The organism is Bifidobacterium pluvialisilvae, assembly GCF_019331695.1.
GTDB classification, from domain to species: domain Bacteria; phylum Actinomycetota; class Actinomycetes; order Actinomycetales; family Bifidobacteriaceae; genus Galliscardovia; species Galliscardovia pluvialisilvae.
Window position 1 is genome coordinate 64,170 of record NZ_JAHBBI010000008.1, and the last position, 26,387, is coordinate 90,556.

Annotated in this window: 8 protein-coding genes; 7 read left to right on the forward strand and 1 reads right to left on the reverse strand. The window is 64.2% G+C overall.

The window, feature by feature from the left end:
* The first annotated feature begins 185 nt into the window (after positions 1 to 185).
* Both KIH77_RS07555 and KIH77_RS07560 read left to right on the forward strand, forming a co-directional pair.
* The gene (locus tag KIH77_RS07555; RefSeq protein ID WP_236024552.1) at positions 186 to 3,008 is read left to right on the forward strand and encodes a S9 family peptidase; all 2,823 of its coding nucleotides are present in this window, start codon (positions 186 to 188) and stop codon (positions 3,006 to 3,008) included.
* A gap of 369 nt (positions 3,009 to 3,377) precedes the next feature.
* Entirely contained in the window at positions 3,378 to 4,847 is a 1,470-nt protein-coding gene (locus KIH77_RS07560) for an amino acid permease (RefSeq protein WP_219100605.1), read from the forward strand.
* 57 nt (positions 4,848 to 4,904) lie between these two features.
* Here KIH77_RS07560 and KIH77_RS07565 read toward each other — a convergent pair whose 3' ends face one another.
* The gene (locus KIH77_RS07565) at positions 4,905 to 5,882 is read right to left on the reverse strand and encodes an AEC family transporter (protein ID WP_219100607.1); all 978 of its coding nucleotides are present in this window, start codon (positions 5,880 to 5,882) and stop codon (positions 4,905 to 4,907) included.
* Between the two features lie 192 nt (positions 5,883 to 6,074).
* Here KIH77_RS07565 and KIH77_RS07570 point away from each other — a divergent pair, with 192 nt between their 5' ends.
* The 5 genes from KIH77_RS07570 to KIH77_RS07585 all read left to right on the forward strand — a co-directional run bounded on the left by KIH77_RS07570 (position 6,075) and on the right by KIH77_RS07585 (position 26,122).
* Positions 6,075 to 9,548, forward strand: coding sequence for an Ig-like domain-containing protein (locus tag KIH77_RS07570; RefSeq protein ID WP_219100609.1), 3,474 nt, complete (start codon positions 6,075 to 6,077; stop codon positions 9,546 to 9,548).
* A gap of 2,043 nt (positions 9,549 to 11,591) precedes the next feature.
* Positions 11,592 to 16,190 (forward strand): LamG-like jellyroll fold domain-containing protein, encoded by a 4,599-nt coding sequence (locus tag KIH77_RS07575; protein WP_236024553.1) that lies wholly within the window; start codon positions 11,592 to 11,594, stop codon positions 16,188 to 16,190.
* Positions 16,191 to 16,208: 18 nt separating this feature from the next.
* Positions 16,209 to 17,795 carry a family 43 glycosylhydrolase gene (locus KIH77_RS10475; RefSeq protein ID WP_308283305.1) on the forward strand — a complete coding sequence of 529 codons (1,587 nt, stop codon included), beginning with the start codon at positions 16,209 to 16,211 and terminating at the stop codon, positions 17,793 to 17,795.
* A 782-nt stretch (positions 17,796 to 18,577) separates the two neighbouring features.
* Positions 18,578 to 22,696 carry a family 43 glycosylhydrolase gene (locus KIH77_RS07580; RefSeq protein ID WP_219100611.1) on the forward strand — a complete coding sequence of 1,373 codons (4,119 nt, stop codon included), beginning with the start codon at positions 18,578 to 18,580 and terminating at the stop codon, positions 22,694 to 22,696.
* Positions 22,697 to 22,702: 6 nt separating this feature from the next.
* Positions 22,703 to 26,122: a bacterial Ig-like domain-containing protein gene (locus tag KIH77_RS07585; protein ID WP_219100613.1), complete on the forward strand. Its 3,420-nt coding sequence runs from the start codon at positions 22,703 to 22,705 to the stop codon at positions 26,120 to 26,122.
* Positions 26,123 to 26,387: the final 265 nt, after the last annotated feature.

The window sequence follows — 26,387 nt, forward strand, 5'->3', positions numbered from 1 at the left end:
CGTTACTGGGTGCGGGTGTGCCCGGTCACGATAAGGTGTGCCCGGTCACGGTATACGTGCTCCCGGTCACGTAACGGTGGCCGTCTCGCGTAACGGTGGCCATCGCATAATTGCCGAAGTTGGGGTATTGTGGTTGATTTGGATTTGTCGACCGGAGAGATGTAACGAACGGGGACAGACGGATTATGACACAGCCCAATCAGCCCATTATCAACACCGAAGCCAACGCCGATATCGCCGATATCAATGCGGCGATCGCGGCGTATCCGCGGGCGAAGGCCCGTACGCTGCGGTTCTCGCTTGGCGCGCCGCGTACGGCCACCGTCGTCGACGACGGCTCACGCGCGCTGTTCCTGCGGTCGCGCGACCCGCAGGACGCGGTCATGTGCCTGTGGATGAGCTGGTTCGACGGCGCGGGACGCCATCACGAGACGTTGCTGGCCGACCCCCGCGACCTGTTCGCCGCCGCCGGCTCGAACACGGCCGAGGCCGGCGTGCCCGACGAGGAGAAGGCCCGCCGCGAACGCGCCCGCGAATCCGCGGCCGGCATCGTGTCGTACAGCGTCAACGAATCCGGCAATCGCGTGACGTTCACGGTCGGCGGCCGCCTGTGGCTCACGACCATCGTGTTCGACGGCGACCTCGAATTCATATCCGAACTCAATTCCGACGGCGACGATAGCGGCGACGACTTCGGCACGGCGGGCGGCGACTCGCGCCGCGGACCGGCCCGCGTTACGGTCGAGGAAGGCGAACTCCACGCCGTCACCCGCGAACTCGGCGACACCTGGTACGTATCCGCCATGGCCGTGCACGGCCACCCCGGCCGACTGTTCCGACCCGTGCTCAACCCACGCATCTCGCCCAACGGCAAGCTCGTCGCCTATACGACCGGGCGCATGATCAACCTCGTCGTCATCGGCGAGAACGGCGCCCCCGACGACGAACGCTCCATCTGCGGTGTCTACGACGACCCGAACGTCACCGTCGGCCTGGCGGAATTCGCGGCCGGCGAGGAAATGGACCGCTACGACGGATTCTGGTGGTCGCCCGACTCGAAGAGCCTCCTCATCGAACGCGCCGACGAATCGGCGGAGCCGGTCTGGCACATCAGCGACCCGGCGAACCCGACCGCGCCCGCCCGCACGCGACACTATCCGCAGGCGCTCACCAAGAACGCCGACGTACGACTGTTCCGATTCGACATCGGCGACATCGAGCACCGCGCCGCCAACATGGCGTACTCCAGCATCGTCGACCTGCCGGAAGTCTGGTGGGACCGCCACGGCTACGAATACCTCGCCGACGTGCATTGGAGCCGCGGCGGCGACCCGCTGCTGCTCGTGCAGAACCGCCGACAGACCGCCGACCAGGTGCTCACCATCGGCGAGGAAGGCAGCAATCCCAACGTCGGATACGCCTCCCAGCAGAGCATCCTCGACGGATTCGCGCTCGAACAGGACGGCGGCGCGCTCGCGGCCGAGGAACGCCACCGCTGGCTGCCGACCAGCCCGCTGACCGTCAGCGGCAGCCGGTACTGGCTCGATCTGATCCACGGCTGCCCGGCGTGGACGCCCGACGGCCGCCTCATCACCGCCATGCCCGACGAGGAGACCGACACCATGCGTCTCGCCGTCGACGGCCACGCGTTCACGCCTGTCGGCTGGCAGGTGCTTTCGGTGCTCGACGTGACCGACCATGACGTGCTGGCGCGCGCGGCCCGCGACGCCCGCGGCGTCGACGTGGTGAGCTTCCCGCTGCCGTCCGCAGGCCAGGAGTTCGTCGGCTCGTACTGGCAGGAGGTGCGTGACGACAGTCGTGGCATCGAAACCCCCGACGCCCCCAACGCCAACGGTTTCGGCAACCGGTTCGCCGCCGACTCCGACGGCGACTACGACGCGTCCGGCGAATCCGCCGCACCAAAGGTGCTCAACCCCGAGCCGGGCGTGTGGACGGCATCCCGCACCGGCGACGGCGTGGTGCTCTCCGGCCGCACCATGCGCGACGCCAAATCGGTCATGATCCACATGGTGGACGGATCGTCGGGGGAGCCGGTCTCCGCGACGATCACGAACCATGCCGAAACGCCCGGATTCACGCCCAACACGACGTTCGTCCGGCTCGGCCGGCGCGGCATGCACGCGGCGATCACGCTGCCGTCGGCCGGCAGCCCGTACGCCCACGCCGAAACGCTGCCCGTGCTCATGAAACCGTACGGCGGGCCGATGCACCGTGAGGTCATGCTCGCGCAGTCGATGTACTGGGATGCGCAATGGTGGGCCGATCAGGGATTCATCGTCGTGGCGGCCGACGGACGCGGCACCGGCGCCCGCGGCCTCGCCTGGGACCACGCCATGTTCGAACGGTTCGCCGACGTGGCGCTTGAGGACCAGGTCGAAGCCGTGCGCGCACTGCCCGAGGCGATGGGGGAGATCCTTCGACTCCGGTCTGCGACCTCCGCTCAGGATGACAACGGGGGAGTGCGTCCCGCTCAGGATGACAATGGGGGAGTGCGCCCCGCTCAGGAGGACAACGGGGGAGTGCGCCGTCCCGTACAGGATGACAATGGGGGAGTGCCCAAGCCCGACCTCGACCACGTGGCCATGATCGGCTGGTCGTTCGGCGGATTCCTCTCCGCGCTCGCCGTGCTGCGCGCGCCCGACGTGTTCGCCGCGGCCTGCGCCGGCGCCCCGCCCACCGACTGGACGCTGTACGACACCCACTACACCGAACGCTACCTCGGCCTCAACCCGCGCGTATACGAGCGCAACAGCCTCATCGCCGACGCGCCGAACCTGCGCCGCCCGCTGCTGCTCATCCACGGATTCGCCGACGACAACGTGACCGTGGCCAACACGCTGCGCCTCAGCTCCGCGCTGCTCGCCGCCGGCCGCGAACACACCGTGCTGCCGCTCACCGGCATCACCCACATGACCAACGACGAGACCGTCGCCGAAAACCTGCTGCTCTTCCAGCGCGACTTCCTGCGCAAGGCGCTCGCGGAGTAGATGCGACTGGGGACGGCGGTGCCCGGCCGCCCCGGTTGTTCGCCAAACTCACCGCAACCCCGGTTGTTCGTCGAAATCCACCGCGAATCAGCCGTTTCGACCGGCGTGTTGCGGTGAGAATCGCCAACAACCGGCTTTGCGGTGAAAATCGCGAACAACCGAAGACGGATGAAAGCCCCCGCCCCACCCCGCCCCCGGTCACGCAACGGCGAATCGCAGGTGAAATCCTCCCCCGTTTACACGAATTTCCTGTAGGTTCTGTACTCTAGTGCAATTGCCGCATACAAGCGGCGTTCCGTCGTGCATCGTCGCGTCTGTTCGCCGAAACGGGAATGCATCAGCGAACAGACGCGGCGGGAACGAGGATATATGCAGGACGTCGAGGAGCTTGACGCGGAAAACCAGATGAACCGTGGCCTGAAGAACCGCCACGTGCAGTTCATCGCCATCGGTGGCACCATCGGAACGGGCCTGTTCCTCGGTTCCGGCAAATCCATCTCGCTCACCGGACCGAGCATCGTCTTCGTCTACATCGCCGTCGGCATCATCATGTTCCTGCTCATGCGCGGCATCGGCGAGATGATGTACCGCGACCCCAGCCAGCACACGTTCATCAACTTCATCACGCGGTATTTGGGCCGCGGCTGGGGGCATTTCGCCGGCTGGACGTACTGGATCGTGCTGATTCTCATCGGCATGAGCGAAATCACCGCGGTCTCCACGTATTTCGTCACGTTCTTCGACACGTTCGGCATCGATCTCAGCCATTGGAAATGGCTGATCGAACTGTGCTTCCTCGTGGCGCTGTCCGGCATCAACCTCATCGCGGTGAAGGTGTTCGGCGAGGCCGAATTCTGGTTCTCGATGATCAAGATCACGCTGATCTGCGGCATGATCGCCACCGCCGTCGTGATGCTCGTCATCGGATATCATTACCCGGCCGTGCAGATCACCGGCTCCGACCACGTCAGCCCCGCCGGCGCCGTGAGCCTCACCAACATCACCGACGGATTCTCGCTCGCGCCGAACGGCTGGCTGGCCCTGCTCATGAGCTTCCAGATGGTGTTCTACGCCTATCAGATGATCGAATTCATCGGCGTGACCGTGTCCGAGACCGAAAACCCGCGCAAGGTGTTGCCCAAGGCCATCAACGAAATCATCCTGCGCGTGCTGATCTTCTACGTTGGCGCGTTGATCGCCATCATGGTGATCGTGCCGTGGCGCAATTTCCAGCCGAACGCCGACGGATCGTTCGCCTCGCCGTTCATCATGGTGTTCAAATACGCCGGCCTCGACTGGGCGGCCGCGCTCGTGTTCTTCGTCGTGATCACCGCCGCGTCGTCGGCGCTGAACTCGCTGCTGTACTCCGCCGGACGACACCTGTACCAGCTGGCGAAGGATTCGCCGTCGCCGGCCATGCAGCGCCTCGGCGTGGTATCCAAAAACCAGGTGCCGGCGAAGGCCATCATCGTGTCGGCGGCCATGATCGTGCTCTCGCCGATCATCAATGCGTTCCCGCAGGTTTCCAGCGCGTTCGTGCTGTTCTCGTCGGCGTCGTCCGCCGTGATCATCTTCATTTACACGCTGACGATGATCGCGCATCGGAAATACCGTGTCTCGCCCGATTTCATCGCCGATGGCTATATCATGCCGGCGTGGAAAATCACGAATACGCTGGCGATTGCGTTCTTCGTATTCGTATATTGCACGCTGTTCATCTCCAGCGATACGCGAGGCCCGGCGATCGCAGGCTTGGTGTGGCTGGTGATTTTCGGCGGGTTCTGCCAGTGGAGGCAGCGGTTGGAGGACCGCGACCTCAAGCGCGCCATCAATTCATGAATCGTCGGATATCGACGTTGTTAGCGGTAAAAACAGGCGTATCTCGCAATTCGTGAATTAAAAAATCACCGCCGAGATCGCCGTCAACGAAATCAATGAGAACAACGTCGATACCAGCACCATTCCCACCGCATACTCCGGCATGTTCTTCGACCGTCCGGAGAACATCGCGATCGTCGTCATCGTCGGCAGACCGGAAATCAACGCCATCATCTCGATCATCTCGTGCGTGAACGGCAGCCCGGTCGCGCCGGCGAACCACGTCATCAGCGCCGCGAAACCAATGGGGAACAGCAGCATCTTGATGACCATGCCCACATACAGTTCGTATTTTCCGAAAATCCCCCACCATTTCGTCAACGCGAACAACCCGCCCAGATAGAACAGCGACAGCGGCGTCGACATCTGGCCGATCGTATGCAACGGCGTCAATATGACGCCGGGGATGCGTACACCGGCTGTGATGATCGCCAGCGCGATAAGAATCCCGATGAACGCCGGATTGGCGAAACGGCGCAGAAAACCGACGGCGCGGCGCGAGAACGGGACTGCGACGCGTTCGGCGCCGGCATCACGCACCGGCTCGCACAACCATACGCCGTACGACCACAGCAGCGCCTGATCGACCAACGACATCAGCACGATGAAAATAGCGCCGTCCTTGGGGAACAACGCCATGACCAGCGGAATGCCGATGAACCCTGCGTTGCCGAACATGAACCCCGCCTGGAACAGATGGCTGCGGCTGCCATGCAGACGCAATATCCACGCCGCGACCGCGACCACAGCCGCCAGCAACGCATACATGATCGCCGTCAGTGCGATGATGCCCCAGTTGCGGACGATGTCGGCGCGCGTCGTGCCGGCGACCGCGTTGCTGAACACGAGCACGGGGATGAGCACCTTCGTGAGCAGCATGCACATGCCGTCGAGCGTTTTCATGCCGTAGAACCGCAGGCGGACGCAACCGTACCCCACCATCATCATGATGAAAAACCCGACGATCTGGCCGACCACGATCTCGAACTGCGACATGCTGCCTCCCTTTGCCCATCGGGGATGATACTCAGGGGCGTTGAATTCACGAATCGTGAAATACCCTCATTGTGAGCGCTAAATTTGCGGGTATTTTGCGATTCGTGAATTGGATATACGCTAAAATATTCCAGAATAGCGTTGTTTGCGCTCACACGGGGAAGAGGAGCCCCACTTGATCGAGGAGGATTAATGAGCCTTATTCGCAAAATCACTGCGGCCGGCGCCACGGCGGCGTCGCTGCTCGCACTGTGCGTGGGCGTATCGCCGGCGATGGCCGATAGCACCGGTGCCGCGGCAACGACGCCGGCCGCCGACACGGCGCCGACGTTGCTTGCGAGCTGGGATTTCACCGGCAAGAACGGCACGGACAGCGGCAGCATCGCCGATTCGACCGGTAAATACAAGATGACGCTCAACGGTGGCGTGTCGGTCGGCAAGTTCGGCGACCACAGTGATAACGAGGCCTTGAACCTCAACAACGATTCAAGCAGCGCCAAGTACGCGCAGATCGACGACCAGCTGTTCAAGGACGCCGGCGACTCGTTCACGCTCGAGTATGCGGCGAAGTCGCGTCACGCCGACGACGGCAACTACTTCACGTTCGCGGTCGGCCAGAACTACAACAAGTACTTCTTCAACTACATCAGCACCACTGCGGTCAAGACGGTCATCTCCGACAACAAGTGGAGCAACGAGCACGGTGAAAAGGTCGCCGTCTCCAATAACAACAACGTCTGGCACAACTACAAGATCGTCGTCGACGGCACGAACATCGGCGTATGGCGCGACGGCACGCTCATCAGCTTCACCGCCAACACCGGCATTACGATGAGCGACCTCGGCGGCTACACCACGTACATCGGCAAGTCGTTCTACGACGGCAGCGCCTCCGGCATCGGCACCGACAAATACTGGAACGGCGCCATCGACGACATCAAGGTGTACAAGGGCGCCGAACTGACCGAGCCGGAGTCGGTCGCGATTTCCGGCACCGGCGTGGCCGATAACAAGCTCACCCTGATCGAGAAGGCGACCGCCAAGCTCACCGCCACCGTCAAGCCCGACGACGCCGTGAGCAAGGACGTGAAGTGGGAATCCTCCGATACGAAGGTCGCGAAGGTGAGCGCCGACGGCACCGTGACCGCCGTCGCCAAGGGCGAGGCCGCCATCACCGCCACGACCGCGGTCGGTGGCAAGCGCGATTCGATCACCGTGACCGTGAACCCGATGAACGCGCACGACGCGGCCACGGCCGACCTCGACGCCGCCATCGCCGCGCTGAAGAAGACCACCACCGAGAACCTGCCGCTCGTCTCCGAAGGCACGCAGAACGGTTCCGCAATCACGTGGACGTCGTCGAACGACAAGGTGATCACCGGCACCGATGCCAACTACAAGGCGCCGGCCAACGGCATGGCCGACCCGTACAAGGGCGCCGGCATCGTGACCCGCCCGGCCTACGGCGACGGTGATTCCAAGCCCGTGACGCTCGCCGCCACCGCCAGCTACAAGGGCGGCGAGAAGGTCACCAAGACCGTCGACGTCGTCGTCAAGGAGAAGACGCGTTCCGTGCCCGACGGCGCATACGCGGCCGTCACGTTCCTCTCCGACGCCGCCACCACCAACGGCAAGATCGGCGAGGCGCTGTACGAATCCGCCACCGACGGCAACAACTTCTTCTCGTTCAAGGAGATCAACAACTCCAACCCGGTCATCGTCTCGAACACCGACACCAAGGGCCTGCGCGACCCGTACGTGCTCAAGTCCAAGGACGGCGACAAGTTCTACATGATCGCCACCGACCTCAAGGTCTCGTCGCAGGGCTGGGGCCAGAACCAGCAGTACGGCTCCCTCAAGCTCGAGGCATGGGAGTCCACCGACATGGTGAACTGGACGCGCACCAACGCCGAGGACGGCGACACCGGCATCAAGGTCAACGCCGACAACATGGGCATGACCTGGGCTCCGGAGGCGTTCTGGAGCAACGAACTCAACTCCTACGTCGTGTTCTGGTCGTCCCGTGAATACACGGACGACACGCGTTCCACCGCGGTGAAAAGCTCGAAGACCGGCGGCGCGTACAACATCGTGATGATGGCCACGACGCGCGACTTCAGGACCTTCACCCCGGCCCAGAAGTGGCAGGACACCCAGTACTCCCGCATCGATTCCACCGTGTTCAAGATCGGCGACACCTACTACCGCCTGACCAAGAACGAGGAGGGCGGCAAGGCCGGCGACTACATCACCACCGGCAAGTCCACGTTCCTCGAGCGTTCGAAGTGCCTGACCTGCGAGACGACGTCCGCCGACCCGAACGCCGACCTCACCAAGACCTGGCAGCTCGTCGACCAGAACATCCTGCCGTTCGAGGGCCCGGAGTCCATCAAACTCAACGCGGGCGACCCGAACCAGAACGAGGCCGGCGACGCGATGATCATCATGGCCGATTCCGGCGGCTACAAGCCGTACATGACCAGCGAATCCGCGCTCGCCGCATCCGGCTGGACGAACCGGCTTTCGCAGACCAACGGCTGGGCCACCGAAAAGCAGTGGGGGCCGGGCGTGACCGGCAAGGTGACCCCGACCAACATGCCGACGCCCACCCGTCACGGTGCGTTCGTGAACGTCTCGGCCGCCATCGCCGAGAACATGCACAAGTGGACCGCCGACAACCCGACGAAGATTGCCGCCGTGGAATCCACGACGACCGCCGAGTACAACGCGGATTCCCGTGAAATTGCGGCGACTGTTAAGGCGGATGACAAGGGCACGGTCGCCGGTTCGGTGAAGTTCACGTCGGAGGACGGCAAGTGGTCCAAGACCGTGAAGCTCGACGCCGACGGCAAGGCCACGGTGACGGTGCCCGGCGACGTTTCCGGCAAGATTACGGTTGCATATGACGGCTACACCGATGGACTGGTCAAGGCGTCCTCGACCGAGGTTGAGGGCGTGAAGGTGACGCCGTACAGCGTCAAGGATTTGGCCAAGGTGACTGCCGTGTATGCCGATAATGGCGCCTCGGTGGATGGTTTCGACCCTGCGTCGGAGAGCCCCGTGAGCATCGACAAGGGCAAGAAGGTGAAGCTGCAGGGCGTGCCCGAGTCGCCGAAGGCGTGGACGGTCAAGGAGGCGGCCGATGCCACTGGCCAGGTGTTCACCGTGACCAGCCCCGACGGCGGATTCATCATGACCTACACCTTCGCGTTCAAGACCGACGGCGGTGAGGGCGGCGACAAGCCCACCCCCGTGAACTACGACGCGCTCAAGGCGCAGATCGCCCGCGCCGGGAAGCTCGCCCGCACCGACTACACGTCGGCTTCCTGGGATGCGATGCAGGCCAAGCTCACCGCGGCCAACAACGCGCTGAAGTCCACGGATCAGAACGCCGTGAACAAGGCCGCCGACGAGCTGAAGGCTGCCATCGACGGACTGGACAAGGCGACGTCGAGCCCGGCGCCGAGCGCGAAGCCGAGCGGTTCCACCAGCGCGAGCGCGAGCTCAGGCGCCACGTCGTCGGCCGGCGCCGACCAGTACGGTGGCAACGAGCAGCAGCCGAACAAGCTGGGCCGCACCGGTGCCGCCGTTGGCGTCGTGGCCGTCGTGGCGCTCGTCCTCGCCGCCGCCGGTGGCGTGGTGCTGCTGCGCAAGCGTCGCGCGTAGGCTCCGCCTAGCGGAATTCGCTGATTCATCGACCCTCTGCGTTCGCGTAGGGGGTCGATTGCGTTGTTAGGGTGGGGTGGGGCTGATTCTGGTGTTTGCGGCGGTGATGCTCCGTGGCGTGGAGTGTTTATTCTGGATGAACTGGCCGGTTCCTTGACGGGGACGTGATTTGGCATGGAACGCCGGATATGCCGTTGTGCTCGTTCCGTGCCGCGAAGTCACGTGGTGTGACCGGGTGCGTTGTATCGTGACCGGGTGCACCCGTACCGGGTCACGCCTTCGCGAAAACGTTGCAATTTCAACAATTGTATCGGCGCATGACCGGGTGTACCTGTGCCCGGTCGTGTGGCTGTCGCACCCGGTCACGTGGTTGCCGCGCCCGGTCACGTGACCGCCGCCGTGCCCGGTCACGCATTGATGCCCCTGGTCACGTGGCTGTTGAACCGTGGTGGCGTAGCGCCGTGGGGGTGGCGCGCCGCTGGGCAGCCATGCCGCATCGCCGTTGAGCCGTGATGTCGCCGAAGAGGCGTGTCGCAATGCCATTGAACCGCATTGCTGGTGGACGATAAAACTGCTTTGCTGGCTGTGTCTTGCGATGGGCATTTTCCACCCCCGAAAAATAATCCGATTTTTTTCGAGACACGGCTTGTGGGAGCCTTAACATCTGGTACACTAAAAATGTGCTTGTTAACCTTCACAAAGCAGCGTGGAAGCCGTTTTGCGGAGTGCGATAAGTGCAATAAGCAATGAATCGTCAACGGATGGTGCCGCCGGCAAAACCTGAGAAGCTTGCCGGGGGTTTCCGCCCGTGACATTGATTCTCGACGGCGGAGGCAGTGATGCTTCCGGTCGGACCGACGAAAATCATCCATTGCCCGATACCGATGAGACATTGACGCGGGAAAGAACGTTCTTCCCCGCCCTACCATCAAAGGAGCTGTAACCGCCTCTCTTTTTTCATTTCCCCTTTAGAAACCCCTGCTACGCGATCGAAGAACCATGTTCTAGCCTCTTTTCAGGTTCTTCGGTCGCGTAGTTTGGTTTTGGGACAGGCCGCGACTTGTTATGGTGCTTGGACGGCTGGGCGGCATGTGTTACTCGACACACTCAAGGCCGTTCGGCCAAGCCTACGGTCGAGTAACACATGCCGCCCGGCCTTGGTACGCCGTACTGCCGTCGCGGCGGTGCTGGAGGGTGGGCCGTTCGGCCAAGCTTACGGTCGGACAACATATATCAGACCGCCTTGGGGGCGCTGGTTTTCCGTCGCGGTGGTGCTGGAGGGTGGGCCGTTCGGCCGAGCCTACGGTCGAGTAACACATGCCGCCCGGCCTTGGTACGCCGTACTGCCGTCGCGGCGGTGCTGGAGGGTGGGCCGTTCGGCCGAGCTTACGGTCGGACAACATATATCAGACCGCCTTGGGGGCGCTGGTTTTCCGTCGCGGTGGTGCTGGAGGGTGGGCCGTTCGGCCAAGTCTACGGTCGAGTAACACATGCCGCCCGGCCTTGGTACGCCGTACTGCCGTCGTGGCGGTGCTGGAGGGCGGGCGTTCGGCGGGTGGGGCATTCACTTTTTTTGCGAGGCTCAAAGAGTGAATCGGAGTCGCTCAACAATACTCATGGAAGTTGGAAAATGTGTGGTTCCGCGGGTTGGGAGTGTTTGTATGAACAGCCGGGCATTCACTCTTTGGCAGACCGCAAAAAGAGTGAATGAGGATTGAGGAAGGCGGGCGCCTCTTGCTCTATGGTGAGCGGTCACAGTAGAATTGTGAGAGTTCACATCATGAGTGGGTGTCGAATATCGAAAGCGCAGGACTACGTAGTTCGGCGACGACGGTGGCAGAACGCATGAGCGGCGTGAACACAGCCAACAACAACGAAGTACCGCGCGCCGAATGGCCGCCGTGAGGAGCTGCGTCAACCCGATTCGCCGTCGAATATCGGTCGATTCAACAGAGAACCGCCCGACATTGATAACAAAACGATAACGAATTGATAACAACGCGGTGGTGGCCGAGCCGATGCTTCCAGGAGGAAGGATTCTCGTTGAGGAGAGCCAGACAACTCGCGGCATTGATAGCCGCGATATCGACGCTGGGCGTAGGGCTGACGCTGCCGCCCGTCGCGTCGGCCGAAGAAAGCGGCGCGACGTCGCCCGCAATCAGCACGACCGGGGCAGCGTCGTCAACCACAGCGTCGTCAATAGCGACGGCGAACACGACGAAGGCCGCCGCCGACCCAATCGCCAGTTTTGATTTCAACGCCGATCCGACCGACGGCGTGTTCGCCGACGCCGGCAAGGCCAAGGCGACCGTCAATGGCACGGCGAATCTCGTCGCAAGCAAGGATGCCGCGAACGGCAAGGCCGCCCAGCTCGGCCAGAACTTCTGGATGAACGTCACCAAGTCCGACGGCAGCCCGCTGCTTGCCGGCCTCAACGACGTCACCATCAGTTACGATTCCAAGGCCACGGCCACCGGCGGCCAGTGGACCGTGTTCGCCGCGCCAAGCGACGCCGCCGTCAACGGCAACGCGCCGACATATCTCGGCGTGCTCGACCGCACCGACAAGACCCGCGTCGAACGCTACCTCAATGGCCGCAACAACGACACCGCCACCATCGACCAGAACGCAGGCACCGCCGGCAACTGGAAGCACGTGGACCTCGTAATCTCCGGCACGACGGCGAAACTCTACGTCGACAAGAAATTCGTGGCCAGCAACGTGAATGGCGAGGAGCTCAAGACCATCCTCGGCGGCTCCGGCGGCGTGCTGCAGATCGGCAAAGGCAACTGGGGCAACGGCGAATACTTCACCGGCCTCATCGACAACCTCAACATCTACGGCAGCGCGCTGTCCGCCACCGATCTCGGTGCCGCGGTGCCAAGCAAGCTCCATATCGACGGCAATAGCGTGGCCGATGATGGCACGCTGAGCCTGAGGGAAGGCTCCAGCACCACGCTGAGCACATCCGTCGAACCGAGCAGCGCCGACCCCACCGTCACGTGGGAATCGGATAATCCGGCTGTCGCGAAGGTCTCCGCCGCCGGCAAGGTGACCGCCGTCAAGGCCGGCACCGCCACCATCACCGTGACCTCCGAGGCCGCGCCGACCGTGAAGGCCACGCTCAAGGTGACCGTCGAAACCGTCAAGGCCGACGATGCCTACGGCTACGCGATGGTCCACTTCATCGAGAACAACAAGGGCTACGCGGAGAAGATCTACCTCGACATCTCCCGCGGCGACGACGCCACCCAGTGGGATACGCTCAACGGCGGCCAGCCGATCCTCGCGAACAACGAGAGCACCACCGGCGTGCGTGATCCGTTCATCGCCTACAATCCCGAATCCAAGACCTACTACATCCTCGCCACCGACCTGCGTGTGTTCGGCGGCGACAACGCCGGCTGGGGCACGTGGTCCACCGGCTACAGCACCAAGTTGCATGTGTGGGAATCCAAGGATCTCATCCACTTCAACGACATGACCGAGCTGGAGACCGCCACCGAGGACGCCTACACGAAGAACCCCGCCAAGACGCAGACACTCAAGGACACCGTCACCGGCAAGACGATCTCCGATATCGGCATGGCATGGGCGCCCGAAGCAACCTGGGTGCCGAACTTCTACGATCTCAACGACGACGGCATCGCCAACGGTTCCGACAAGGACAATCCGAAGGACCAGCAGGGCGGTGCGTTCGTCATGTACTGGTCCACCTCCGCCAAGTACGACGGTGAGAACAACCAGCCCGGCAAGAAGGTCACCCACGTGCTGTGGGCGGCGACCAAGGACTTCACCAACGCCACCTACCAGTTCGGCGGCGTGTTCGTGCCGAACAGCAAGTACCGTCCGGGCAACACCATCGACACGACGATGATCCAACGCACCATGAAGGGCGATGACGGCAGCGAGCATCTGCGCTCCTACCGCACCACCGGCTCCGGCACCATCTTCATGGAATACACCGATCGCGCCGACTGGTGGCGCGCCAACGACAACGGCCAGTACGCCACCGACCCGGCCCAGGGCTGGGTGCTGCGCCAGAACAACGTGGGCCACACGCTTGGTTCCTCGCAGGAGGGCGCCAACGGTTTCAAGGTCAACGGCCAGGACAAGTGGTACATGTTCGTCGACAACTACGGGTCCGTCGCCTCCGGCGCACGCTACGGCTACAACCTGCTCGAATCCGACGACCTCGACGCGGCCGACGGCAACGTGTGGAAGCCCGTCGGCAACGACGGCTTCTTCCTCACCGCGAACACCAAGCACGGCGGCGTCGTCTCCCTCACCAAGGCGCAGTACGACGCGATCCGCGCGGCCGACGCGAAGGCGAGCGACAATCAGAACCTCACCGTCGCCGACGAAATCACCGTCGGCAAAAACGCCACCGCCGACGACGTGAAGGCGGCCCTGCCGGCCACCCAGAAGGTCACGCTTGCCAACGGCTACGGCACCGCCGACCGTGACGTCACGTGGGACGTCTCCAAGGTCGACACTGCCAAGGACGGCACCTACACCGTCAAGGGCACCGTCGACACCATCGGCGCGGCGAAGAACCACTGGAAGTGGACGAACGCGGCCGGCGATACCAAGACCGACGAGGACGACCTCATCAACGAGGGCGTGAACGCCAACAACAGCTGGAAGCAGACCGGCGGCTTCGTCGACAACGCAACCGCGCAGAAGAACCGTCCGCTCTACAGCTCCACCGCCATCACCGTCACCGCCAAGGTGAAGGTCGGCACCGGCGCGACCACGCCGACCAACCCCGACCTGCTCGCCGACTTCACGTTCGATACGGCCCCCGCCGACGGCACGTTCGACGGCGGCAACGCGACCGGCGCCACGCAGGGCACCGCCACGCTCGCCGACTCCAAGGACGACGCCAACGGCAAGGCCGCGAAGCTCAGCAAGGACTTCTGGCTCAACGTCACCGCCAAGGACGGCTCGCCGCTCCTCAAGGGCAAGACCGACGTCACGATTTCCTACGACGTCAAGCCCGACGCCGCCAACAACACCGGCTGGACGTTCTTCGCCGCCTCCGACGCGAACAAGCAGGAGTACGGCAAGGAGCACTACGTCGGCGTGCTCGACAAGACCACCGGCATCACCGTCGAACGCTACGACAACAACAGCGGCTCGCGCGACTCCTCCGGCAATATCGCCATCACCAAGACGAACACCGGCTGGAAGCACGTCGACATCGTCATCTCCGGCAAGACCGCGGAACTGTACGTCGACCAGAAGCTCACGGCCGTCAACACCACCGGCAAGACGCTCACCGACATTCTCGGCGAGACCGGCGGCATCCTCCAGATCGGCAAGGCGAACTGGGGCAACGGCGAATACTTCTCCGGCCTGCTCGACAACCTGAAGATCTACGGCAAGGCCCTGAGCGACGACGACCTCGGCGTCGAAGGCGCGAAGACCGACTACGCCGCCGCGCTCGCCATCCCGGCGCGCATCACCGGCGACCTGCCGTCCACCGTGCTCGGCAAGAAGGTCACGTGGAAGGCGGCCGGCGACGGCGCGAAGCTCGTCGCCGCCGACGGCAAGGTCACGCTGCCCAAGGCCGGAAGCGCGTCCGTGAAGGTCACGCTCACCGCCACCATCGACGGCGTCGCGACGCCGATCACAGCCGATGCAACGATTCTCGACAACGGCGGCGCCGTCGCCTCCTACGTCAAGGACGTCGACCGCAGCGACCCGAACGGCGCGAAATACGATCCGCTCGCCTACAACGACGACCGTCGCGCCGACTCGCTATACGTGGCCGCCAAGGCCGCGGACGCCGAGAAATGGACGCCGCTGAACCGTTCGCAGTCGATTCTGTCGGTCAAGTGGGATGGCTCGCAGTCCGCGAAGCCGAACGCGCAGATGGGCTCGCCGACGTTCTTCCGCAACTCCGACGGCAAGCTCGGCGTCGTCTCGTCGCAGAACAACGCCACCGGCGCGATTTACGTATGGGACGTCAAAGCCGACGGCGCCACGTTCACCAACGAACGTGCGATCACCGTGTCCGATTCGTCCGTCGTCACCGATCCGCGCATCGTCTACGACGCCGCCGCGAAAGGCTACAAGGTCTACTGGACCGACGGTCTGAGCGGCGAAGGCCGCGTGGCCACGCTTTCCGACCTGACGAAGGACACCAAGGCCGGCGAGATGATGAAGGCCGACGCGGTCGCGATGGGCGTCGGCTCGGTCACGGCCGGACTGCCGGCATGGGCCGGCAGCGGCCAGACCAGCGCTTTCACGATGTCGAAGACCGAATACGACGCGTTCTATAGGAACTACGTCGACCTGCAGAACACCGGCAGGAAGGACATCGCCGACGTGGACGTGAAGAACGGTACGTCCGTCGACGACGTCACGAAGGCCGTCAGCGGCAAGCAGGCCACGATGACGTACAACGACGGTTCCGAGAAGACGTTCAACGTCACGTGGAACGCCGACGACCTGGCCAAGATCGACACGTCGAAGGCCGGCACGTACGAGGTCAAGGGCACGGTCGACCAGACCGTCGAGGCCATGGTCAACGACGCCCGCGCCGATCCCGACATCTTCTACAACGAGGACGACGGATACTACTATCTGACCGGCTCGACGTACGAGGTCAAGTCCACGGACCCGACCATGGCGTAGAAGACCAGCTACCGTTCCATCGGCCTCAAGCGCGCCAAGACCATCAACGGGTTGAAGGACGCCAAAGAGACCATCATCATCAAGCCGGAGAACGGCACTCCGGGCCACAAGGACCAGTATCCGGACTCGTTCTACGGATGGAGCGCGTTCATCTGGGCCCAGGAGTTCCACAAGATCAACGGCAGGTGGTGGATCGTCGCCGGCTTCCATAAGGGCGCCTCGTCGACGAACGGCGGCTGGTGCAACAACACCATCCTCATCCCGTACACCGGCGACGAACAGTCCATCAAGGACGGCGGATTCCTCAAGGCCGAGAACTGGGGCGAGCCGACCGTATTGGAGGGCGCCGCGTTCGACGTGACGTACTTCGAACGTGAGGAGAACGGCAAGACCCAGGGCTACTGGCTGTTCCCGAAGAGCGCCGGCCTGTACCTCGCCAAGGCGAAGATGGGCGACAACGGCGAGGTCCCGCTCGTCGACGGCTCGCTCAAGCAGATCTATCAGGTCAGCCAGCAGTTCGAATACGGCAAGCAGGCGCCGACCCCCGGCGACAACACCGAGGGCTCGGACCAGGCGATCGTCGAGGCGCCGTTCATGTTCAAGCACGGCGGTTACGTGTACATCGCGTACGCCGGCGCCACGGTGGACAAGTACTACAACACCAACGTGATGCGCGCCAAGGCCGACGCCGACCTGACCGATCCGGCCAGCTGGACGACCGCCGCGTTCCCGTCGCTGGACACGCTCGACACGTACACGGGCAAGTACGGCGCCGACGAAACCTCGTATGAGCGCAGGCACGCCGGCCCCGGCCACATCTCGCTCGCGCACGACGAGGCCGGCAACATCGTCATGGCCTACCATGCGCGCCCGTACCCGGAGATCCACTCCGGCAGTGCGGCCGGCGGCCTGTTCGACCAGGACCGCAACACGTGGCTCAAGGCGGTGAACGTGCGCGCCAACGGCATGCTCGACATGTCGCTGACCAAGGACCAGGAGGTCGCGCCGGCGAACCGCACGGTCACGGTGAAGGTGGTCGTGGCACCGGAATCGGGAGAGCAGGCGTCCTCCGATGCGACGCTCAAGTCGCTGGAGGTGGCGGGTGTCGGTGTCGATTTGGCGAAGGCGGCGTCCGCGGATGGCGCCTCGCTGGAGGTCGCTGACCCGGGCTCGGTGAAGGTGGCCGATGTGGCCGCCGTGGTAGCCGACGCCAATGCGAAAGCCGTGGTGAAGGTGGCCGACGGCAAGGTCACGGTCGTTGTGACGGCGCAGGACGGCAAGACCACCAAGACCTACACGGTCAGGCTGGTCAAGAAGTCCGAGCCGGTCGAGCCGAGCAAGCCGACGCCGGGGCCGAGTGACAAGCCGGGCACGGGTGCCGGCGGTGGCACGGGTGCCGGTAGCGGTTCCGGCAATGCGAGTGCTGGCGCCGGGGCTGCCGGTGCGAACGGTGCAGCGGCCGACGCGAACGGCGGCGACAAGGCCGCGGGTTCGCGGTCCGGTTCGCTGAGCCGGACCGGTGCGGCCGTGGGCGGCATCGCCCTGGCCGTGGTCGCGCTCGCCGGTGCCGGCATCGCCCTCGCACTCCGCAGGCGCCGTGCGTGACCGTGCGCACGCTGGTGTGGCCAGGTGCGCCTGCACCTTGTCACGCCGTTCCCCGCCGTTGTCATCCTGAGCGAGCGCTTCCGCCTTGTCATCCTGAGCGAGCGGAGCGAGTCGAAGGATTTGCTGAAATCCGGCAAAGATCCTTCGACTCCGGACTCCGTCCTCCGCTCAGGATGACAAGTAGGGAAGTGGCCTCCGCCCGGGGTGGCAGTAATGTCGGGCGGCTCGTCCGTCCCCCTCTGACGAGAGGGCTGTCAGTCAAAGGCTGACTGGGCGAGAGACCGCGGCGCAAGCCGCACAACCGTCGTCGTGTGCGCCGCGTGCCGGACTTCGCAGTGCGTGCTGGACTGTGCGCCTCGTGCTGGATTGCGTCGTGTGTGCTGGACTGTGCGCCTCGTGCTGGATTGCGTCGTGTGTGCTGGACTATGCGCCGCGTGCTGGACTTTGGGCTGTGTGACGGGAACGAAAACGTTGGAATTGCAACGTTTGTGATTTTCGGTTCCCGTCACGTAACGCGAAGTCCAGCACGTAAGGCCAAGTCCGGCACGCAAGTCCTGCGATGCGGGGCCAAGTCCAGTATGTAGGCCGAAGTCCAGCACGCAGGGGCCACGACGTAGGGCCACATTCGGTGTGCAGGGCCTTCGGCACAACGTCAAGTCCAGCACACAGGGCTAAGTCCAGCACACAACGTCAAGTCCGGCACGCAGGGCCTACGACGCGGCGTAAACACACGTCAATCCATAACTGAATATCGCAACAATCCCAACGTTCAGAGGAGAATCATGGGGAAATGGAAGAAAGTGGTGGCGGCCATAGCGGCGCTGCCCATGACATTCGCGGGGCTGGCAATAGGCGCCGGCACCGCGGCGGCGGCCGACGCGACGACTGCGCCCACGCCAATCGCCAGCTATCCGTTGACCGCTGACGCGAACGATGTCAGCGGCAACGATTTCAATGGCACCGCGCAAAGCGGCGTGACGTTCAACGCCACCGACGGCGCGACGCTCACCGGCGGCAAGGCCACGACGGCTGGGACCGACGCCATCACGCTGCCAAACGACATCGGCGCGAAGGTCAAGGCCGGCAACGCCGTCACCATCTCCGCGTGGATCAAGAACACCACCACGCGCACCAACACGGCCGCGCTCTATCTCGGCGAAGCCCCGGCCAGCAACAACATGCCGACGCATTACTGGCTGCTCAACCCCAGCAACCCAAGCGGCAACTACAAGTCCGTCATCACCAACGCCACGAACGCGGGCGCGCCGTACAACACCGAGGTCGGCGGCTCATCCACGTCCACGGCAGACGTGACCGGCAAGTGGGCCAACTACACCACCGTGATCTCCCCGACCACCATCACCAGCTACCTCAACGGTGAGCAGATCCAGACCGTCGCACGCTCGCAGAGCATGGCCGACTGGACGGGCGACATCAACGCCTACATCGGCCGCTCCAACTACACCGGAGACAAGACGTGGGGCGGTTCCGTGCAGGACCTGCGCTTCTACGGCGAGGCCCTGACCGCCGACCAGGTCTCCTCCGTGTTCGCCGACGCGCAGACCGACGCCACCAAGCAGACCGTCGCCGAAGCAGCCGCCGACGCGCTCGATCTCGGCATCAAAGGCAACGTGACGTCCGATATCACGCTGCCGACGGCCGGTTCGTACGGTGCCACGGTGACGTGGGCCTCCAATAACGAGGCCGTGATCTCGTCCGCCGGCAAGGTGACGCCGGCCGCTGCCGACACTGCGGTGATGCTCACCGCCACCGTAACCGTGGACGGCAAGACCGCCACCAAGACGTTCGAACTGACCGTGCCGGCCAAGATCACCGAACCCTCGCAGGTGGGCGATAAACTGCTCGTCGACTATCAGCTGACCAACGGCACCAAGCTGCCGACCAGCCTGTACGGCGCCACGATTGCGTGGACGGCCACGGGCGACGGTGCGAAGCTCGTCGCCGCGGACGGTACCGTGACCGGCGCCGACGGCGATGCCGAGAAGACCGTGGACCTCACCGCCACCATCGCCCTCGACGGCAAGACCGCCACGAAGACCTTCAAGGCCGTGCGCATCATGCCGAAGAACGCCGAGACCATCGCCTCGTACACGCGCGACCATTCCATCAACGGCGGCGCACGCGTCGGTGACGCGCTGCATCTGGCCCTGAACGACGGCACCAAGTACACGGCGCTCAACACCAACTACGGCGTCGCGTTCGCCGAGGCGAAGATCACCGTCGGCGCGAAGAACAATGCCGGTTACCCGACGCAGACCACCGACATCCGCGGCCTCGTCGACCCGTATCTGTTCCCGATGAAGGACGGCAAGTACGCGTACGTCGCCGCTTTCACCGACGTCAACGGCAATCGCGTGGACGGCGGCCAGATCGCCTTCTCCACATCGTCCGACCTGACGGCATGGTCCGGCAAACCCAATGAGGACGAGCGCGGCGACATGGTCAAGGTGACCGACGACGCCACCGTGTTCGACGCCGGCAGCATCACCGCCGGATACGACGCCGCCGCCGACGACTACCGCATCTCGTGGAAGGTCAACGGCGTCGACAAGTATGTGACGACCACGGACTTCAAGACGTTCTCCGACGTGAAGAACGGCAGCGGATTCGCCCGCACGAAGGCCGACCTTTCCGGCGTCGCCAACGCCGTGAGCGCCAACACGATGGCTGTGACCAAGAGTGTCGCCGCCACGTTGTCCGAGAAGCTCGGCCGCGTGCACAACACCGGCGTCGAACAGCCCGCCACCATCACCGTGAAGAAAGGCTTCGACCTCGCCAAGCTCAAGGAGCAGATCTCCGGCGGCGTGGAGCAGAAGGACGGCACCCTCTCCAAGGGCAAGACGCTCAAGGCCGAATACTCCGACGGATCCACGTTCGACTTCCGTGTGAACTGGAACGAGGATCAGCTCAACAAGCTCAGCACCGATGAGACCGGCGAGACCACCATCGAAGGCACCGCCATCCAGCAGAACTATTCCGAGCAGTTCCCGATGATGAGCAACCGTGCCGACCCGAACATCGTGTATTACAAGGGCAAGTACTACGCCATGGGCACGTCCGACGCGGGCGGCATGCGCACGCTGTTCATCCGCTCCTCCGACACGCTCGCCGGGCTCAAGGACCAGAAGGCCGGAGTGGTCGCCGACGGCGGCTACAAGGTCGAAGGTCAGGACGTCTACCTGTTCGGAGACAACGACGGCCTCGGCCACAAGGGCTACCACTGGGCGCCGGAGCTGCACGTCATCAACGGCAAGCTGTACTGCTTCTACGCCACCGTACCCGACAAGGCCTACGGCGGTCCGAACTGGGTCGGCACCGCGCCCGTTGCGTACGTCATGGAGCTCAAGGACGGCGGCGACCCGACCAAGACCGCCGACTGGATCGAGCACCGCGTACAGCGCCAGCTCGCCGATGGCAGCCTCGATAACCTCTCCAACCTCGGTCTGACCATCGATATGACCTACTTCGAGGTCGGCGACAAGGCATATATCGCCTGGAGCCAGGGCGACGAGGAACGCGCCGGCGCCAAGGCCAACGTCTCCATCGCCGAGGTCAACCCCGACAAGCCGTGGGTGGCACTCACCACGCCGCAGCGCATCATGCGCCCCGAATGGGGATGGGAGCTCGACGGCGTGAACGAAGGCCCGAACGTGCTCGTCTCCGGCGGCAAGGTGTATATGGTGTTCTCGGCGCAGCTCGTGACCCCGCAGTATGCCACCGGCATGCTGGTCGCGAACGTCGGCGACGACCTGACCAAGGCGTCCAGCTGGACGAAGTCCAACTATCCGTGGCTGCACAACGGCACCTTCGCCGGCCAGTACGGGCTCGGCCACAACTCGTACTTCGCCGACCCGTACGGCGATGTGTACAACGTCTACCATGCGATGACCAACGGTTCGCGCAATACCGCACGTTCCGCCGGCGTCGTGCCCGTGCACTTCCGCGCCGACGGCACGCCGATCATCGACATGACCACCACCGAGGAGCTGCAGAAGGAATACTCCGCCGCAAACTACGTGAAGCTCACCATCAAGGTCGTCGACGACGCCGTGTCCTCCGATGCGACGCTCAAGTCGCTGAAGGTAGCCGGTGTCGGTGTTGACATGGCGAAGGCGGCGTCCGCGGATGGCGCCTCGCTTGAGGTCGCCGATCCGAGCGCGGTGACGGCGGACGACGTGGTCGCCGAGGCCAACGACGCGAACGCCGGCAAGCCCGTCGTGACCGTCGCCGACGGCAAGGTCACGGTCGTCGTGACCGCGCAGGACGGCACGACCAAGAAGACCTACACGGTCAACTTGGTCAAGAAGACCGAACCGGTCGAGCCGAGCAAGCCGACGTTGGCCATCACCGGCGAGAACGTGAAGGACGGCGAACTCGCGATGAAGGTGGGCGCCTCCGAGAAGCTGACCGCCACGTACACCGCCGACGGCGACGTCGCTGGCAAGGCCATCGAGTGGTCGTTGTCCGACCCGGCTGTCGCCGCTCTTGAGAAGAAGGCCTCGTCCGACGCCGCCGAGGCGGGTGTGGGCACGAACTCGCAGACACTGGTGGCATTGAAGGCCGGCAAGACCACCGTGACCGCGAAGGTCGGTGACGACACGGTTGCGACCATCGAGGTGACGGTGTCCGACGACGCCGTGACGCCGAACCCGAATCCGAGCGACAAGCCGGGCGCAGGTACCGGCGACGAATCCACGAACGGCAATACCACCGACAAGGTGACCGGCACGACCAGTGACAATGCGGCCAAGCCGAACGCTGTCGCCAAGCCGTTCGGTTCGCTGAGTCGTACCGGTGCGGCTGTGGGTGCGGTGGCTTTGGCCGCCGTCGCGCTCGCCGGTGCCGGCGTCGTGCTGACGTTGCGTCGCCGCCGCGCGTAGCGTCGGGTGGCCGGCCGGCCTCCTCTGACGAGGGGGCTGCCGGCCGGAGGCTGGTTCGGCAGCGCGATCGGCGAATACTGGTGCTGCCAGGGCACCGGCATCGAGAACTTCGCCAAGCTCAACGACTCGTTCTACTTCACCGACGAGAACAACATCTACGTGAACATGTTCTGGTCGTCCACCTACACCGACAAGCGCCATGACCTGACCATCACGCAGACGGCGAACGTCCCGAAGCAGGACGTCGTGAAGTTCGCGGTCTCCGGCAACGGCTCCGCCAACCTCAAGCTGCGCGTGCCCGAATGGGCCATCGCCTCCGGCGTCAAGCTCGTCGTCGATGGCAAGACGCAGGCGCTTGACAAGGATGCCAACGGCTGGGTGACGGTCGCCGTCAAGAACGGCACCGCCATCGAATACACGCTGCCTGCGAAGCTCCAGGCCATCGACGCCGCCGACAACAAGAACTGGGTCGCCTTCCAGTACGGCCCGGTCGTGCTCGCCGGCGCGCTCACCGACACCAACTACAAGACGAACTACTCGTACGGCGGTGTGAAGGTGCGCGTGGCCAACTACGATTCCGACGCGAACGCCAAGGCCGCGATCATCCCGACCGACGGCGCGTCCGTGACCGAATGGCTCAAGGGCGTCAGCACCGACGGCAAGTCCGGCAACCTCGTCCGCACCGACGATCCGAACACGGGCGCCCGCGAAACCCTGACGTTCCAGTTCAAGAACGTCGACGGCGACGCCGCCGGCCTCGAACTCCATCCCTACTACTCGACGTACAAGACCACGTACGCCATCTACTGGGATCTCGCCGAGGTCGACTCCGACGTCTACCAGCAGAACATCCTCAAGAAGAAGACCGACGCCGCCACCCAGTCGCTCATCACCGACGCGGTCGACGCCTTCGACAACGAATTCCAGCAGGAAATCGCCCACAACGCCGCCAAGTCCGACGACTCCAACGCCGGCACCTACGAGGGCAAGCAGTACCGTGACGCCAAGGCCAATGGCTGGTTCAGCTACGATCTGAAGGTCGACACCGCGGCCAATGCCAAGAACTACGTGAGCGTGCAGTACCAGTCCGCCGACGCGGGCCGTACGTTCAGCATGATCGTCGACCCGACGCCGGTCTCCGACAACTCGAAGGGCGAGGTCTCCGCCAACGCGAAGACCTACACCGTCACGATCGAGAACAAGGGGTCGAAGGCCTTCTACTGGAACACCACGGAACTGCCCGCCGATCTGGTCTCCCAGGCCAAGGACGGCAAGGTGCGCGTGCTGTTCAAGTCCACCGGCGGTCTCGTCGGCGGCGTCTACGGCGTACGCATGCAGAACGCCGAAGGTCTCAACGACGACGCGTCGCTCAAGTCGCTGAAGTTCAGCAACGGCGACCTCGCGCCTGCGTTCGACGGCGCCAAGACGTCGTACACGCTCACCGTGCCGTCGGATACGAAGTCCGTCGACGCGACGATCGGCGTCAAGGACGCCGGATCGTACGTGACCGTCGACGGCGTCATCATCGACGACACGAAGGCCCGTACGATTACGCTCGACAACGACGTGACCACCGTCGACATCGCCTCGTATGCGCAGGATCATCAGACCGTGAAATACTACACGGTCACCATCGTCAAGGACGGTGCCAAGGTACCGTCCTCCGACCCGGTCCTCGAATACACGTTCGACAAGGACGCCTCCGCCGACGCGAACGCCGTCGTCGACAACACCGGATCCGCCGGCGACAAACTCGACGGCAAGATCACCAACTCCGGCGCCACGCTCGTCGACCATGAGGACAACGGCAAGGCGTTGCAGGTGCCCGGCGGCAATCACGGATCGACGGCGTACGTGACGATTCCGTCCGGCGTGGTCTCGGACGGCCAGAAGGACATCACCATCTCCGCCGACTATCAGTGGGATGGCGCCAACACCTGCGTCTACCCGTGGGCGCTCGGCAAGAGCAGCAAGGACTATCTGGTGAACATCGTCTCCTGTGGCTCCAACACGCGCGTCGAAGCGTCGAAGAACGGCTCGCAGACCCAGCTCACCGGCTCCACGCCCGCCAAGAACACGTGGGTGCACGTGGACGTGGTCGTCAAGGGCGGCAAGTCCATCGCCTACTACCTCGACGGCAAGCTCGTGGCCACCAAGACCACCACACTGACCGCCGCCGACTTCGCGGGCACGGACAGCGCCTCCGGATACCTCGGCCTGTCGTTCTACGGCAGCGACAAGGACTTCGGCGGCCAGATCGACAACTTCAAGGTCTGGAACCGCGCCGTCGGCGTCGCCGAACTGTTCCCGAGCGACGGTGGGGACAAGCCGGCCGCGACCGTCGACTCCATCACGGTGACCAAGCAGCCCTCCAAGACCACGTACACCGTCGGCGACAAGTTCGACGCCGCCGGTCTTGAAGTGACCGCAAACATGAGCGATGACAGCACGAAGGTGCTTGATGCGGCCGACTACACCGTCTCCGGATTCGATTCGTCGAAGGCCGGCAAGCAGACCCTGACCGTGACGCTCAACGCCGACAAGACCAGGAAGGCCACGTTCGACGTGACCGTCGAGGCGAAGAAGTCGAACGACTCCTCGCTCAAGTCGCTCACCGTCGGCGGCGTCGCCCTCGACGCGGACCAGCTCAAGGCCGCGACGGCTGCCGACGGCGTGACCGTCAAGGTCGCCGATCCGGGCGCGGTCGGCGTGCAGCAGGTCGCGTACGCGCTGGGTGACGAGAACGGGGCCAAGGCCGAGGTCGCCGTCGACGGCAAGACCAACGTCGTCACGGTCGTCGTGACCGCCGAGGACGGCTCCACGACCACCTACACCGTGAAGCTCGCCAAGGACGACACGCCCGTCACCCCGACCAAGCCGACGCTGAGCATCACCGGCGACGGCGTGGACGGCGGCAAACTGACCCTCAAGATCGGCGCCGAAACCGGCCTGAACGTGGCGGTCAAGGGCGATGGCGTCGACGTGGGCAAGCTCACTTGGAAGATCGGGGACGAGAAGGTCGTCGGCTTCGTCGACATGGGCGCCAACCCGACCTCCGACCGCCGCATCAAGGGCCTCAAGGCCGGTGAGACCACCGTGACCGTGACCGATCCGGCGACCGGCGCCAGCGCGCAGATCACCGTGACGGTGCCTGCCGATGGCAACGGTGGCACTGGCAACGGTGGCAACGGTCAGCAGACCGGTGGCTCGGGTTCTGGTTCGGGTGAGGGCAACGGCTCCAACGCGAACGGCTCCGGTTCCGCCGCCGATAGCAAGGGCAACGGCAACGGCGCCCAGTACGGCGGCAACGAGCAGAAGTCCGGCTCGCTGAGCAGGACCGGCGTGGCCGTGGGCGCGGTGGCTTTGGCCGCCGTCGCGCTCGCCGGCGCCGGCGTGGTGCTCACGCTGCGTCGCCACCGCGCGTAGTGCCTTGGCTCCCCTCAAGTCTGAGGGGAGCTGGCCGCCGGGGGCGGAACGTCCATTTAGTTGGCTCCCGCTGGACGAACAGTTCAGTGGACTGTTCGTAGCAGTGCGCTCTTGCGAGCGCACGTCGCACAACACGGCGGGAGCTGTCGGCGGAGCCGACTGAGGGTGGTTGGTGTGGTGCTGAGTGGGTGTCCAACCACCCCCAGTCTGCCTGACGGCAGCCAGCCCCCGCCAGCGGGGGCCAGTGTCCTCACCCCTGTCGTCT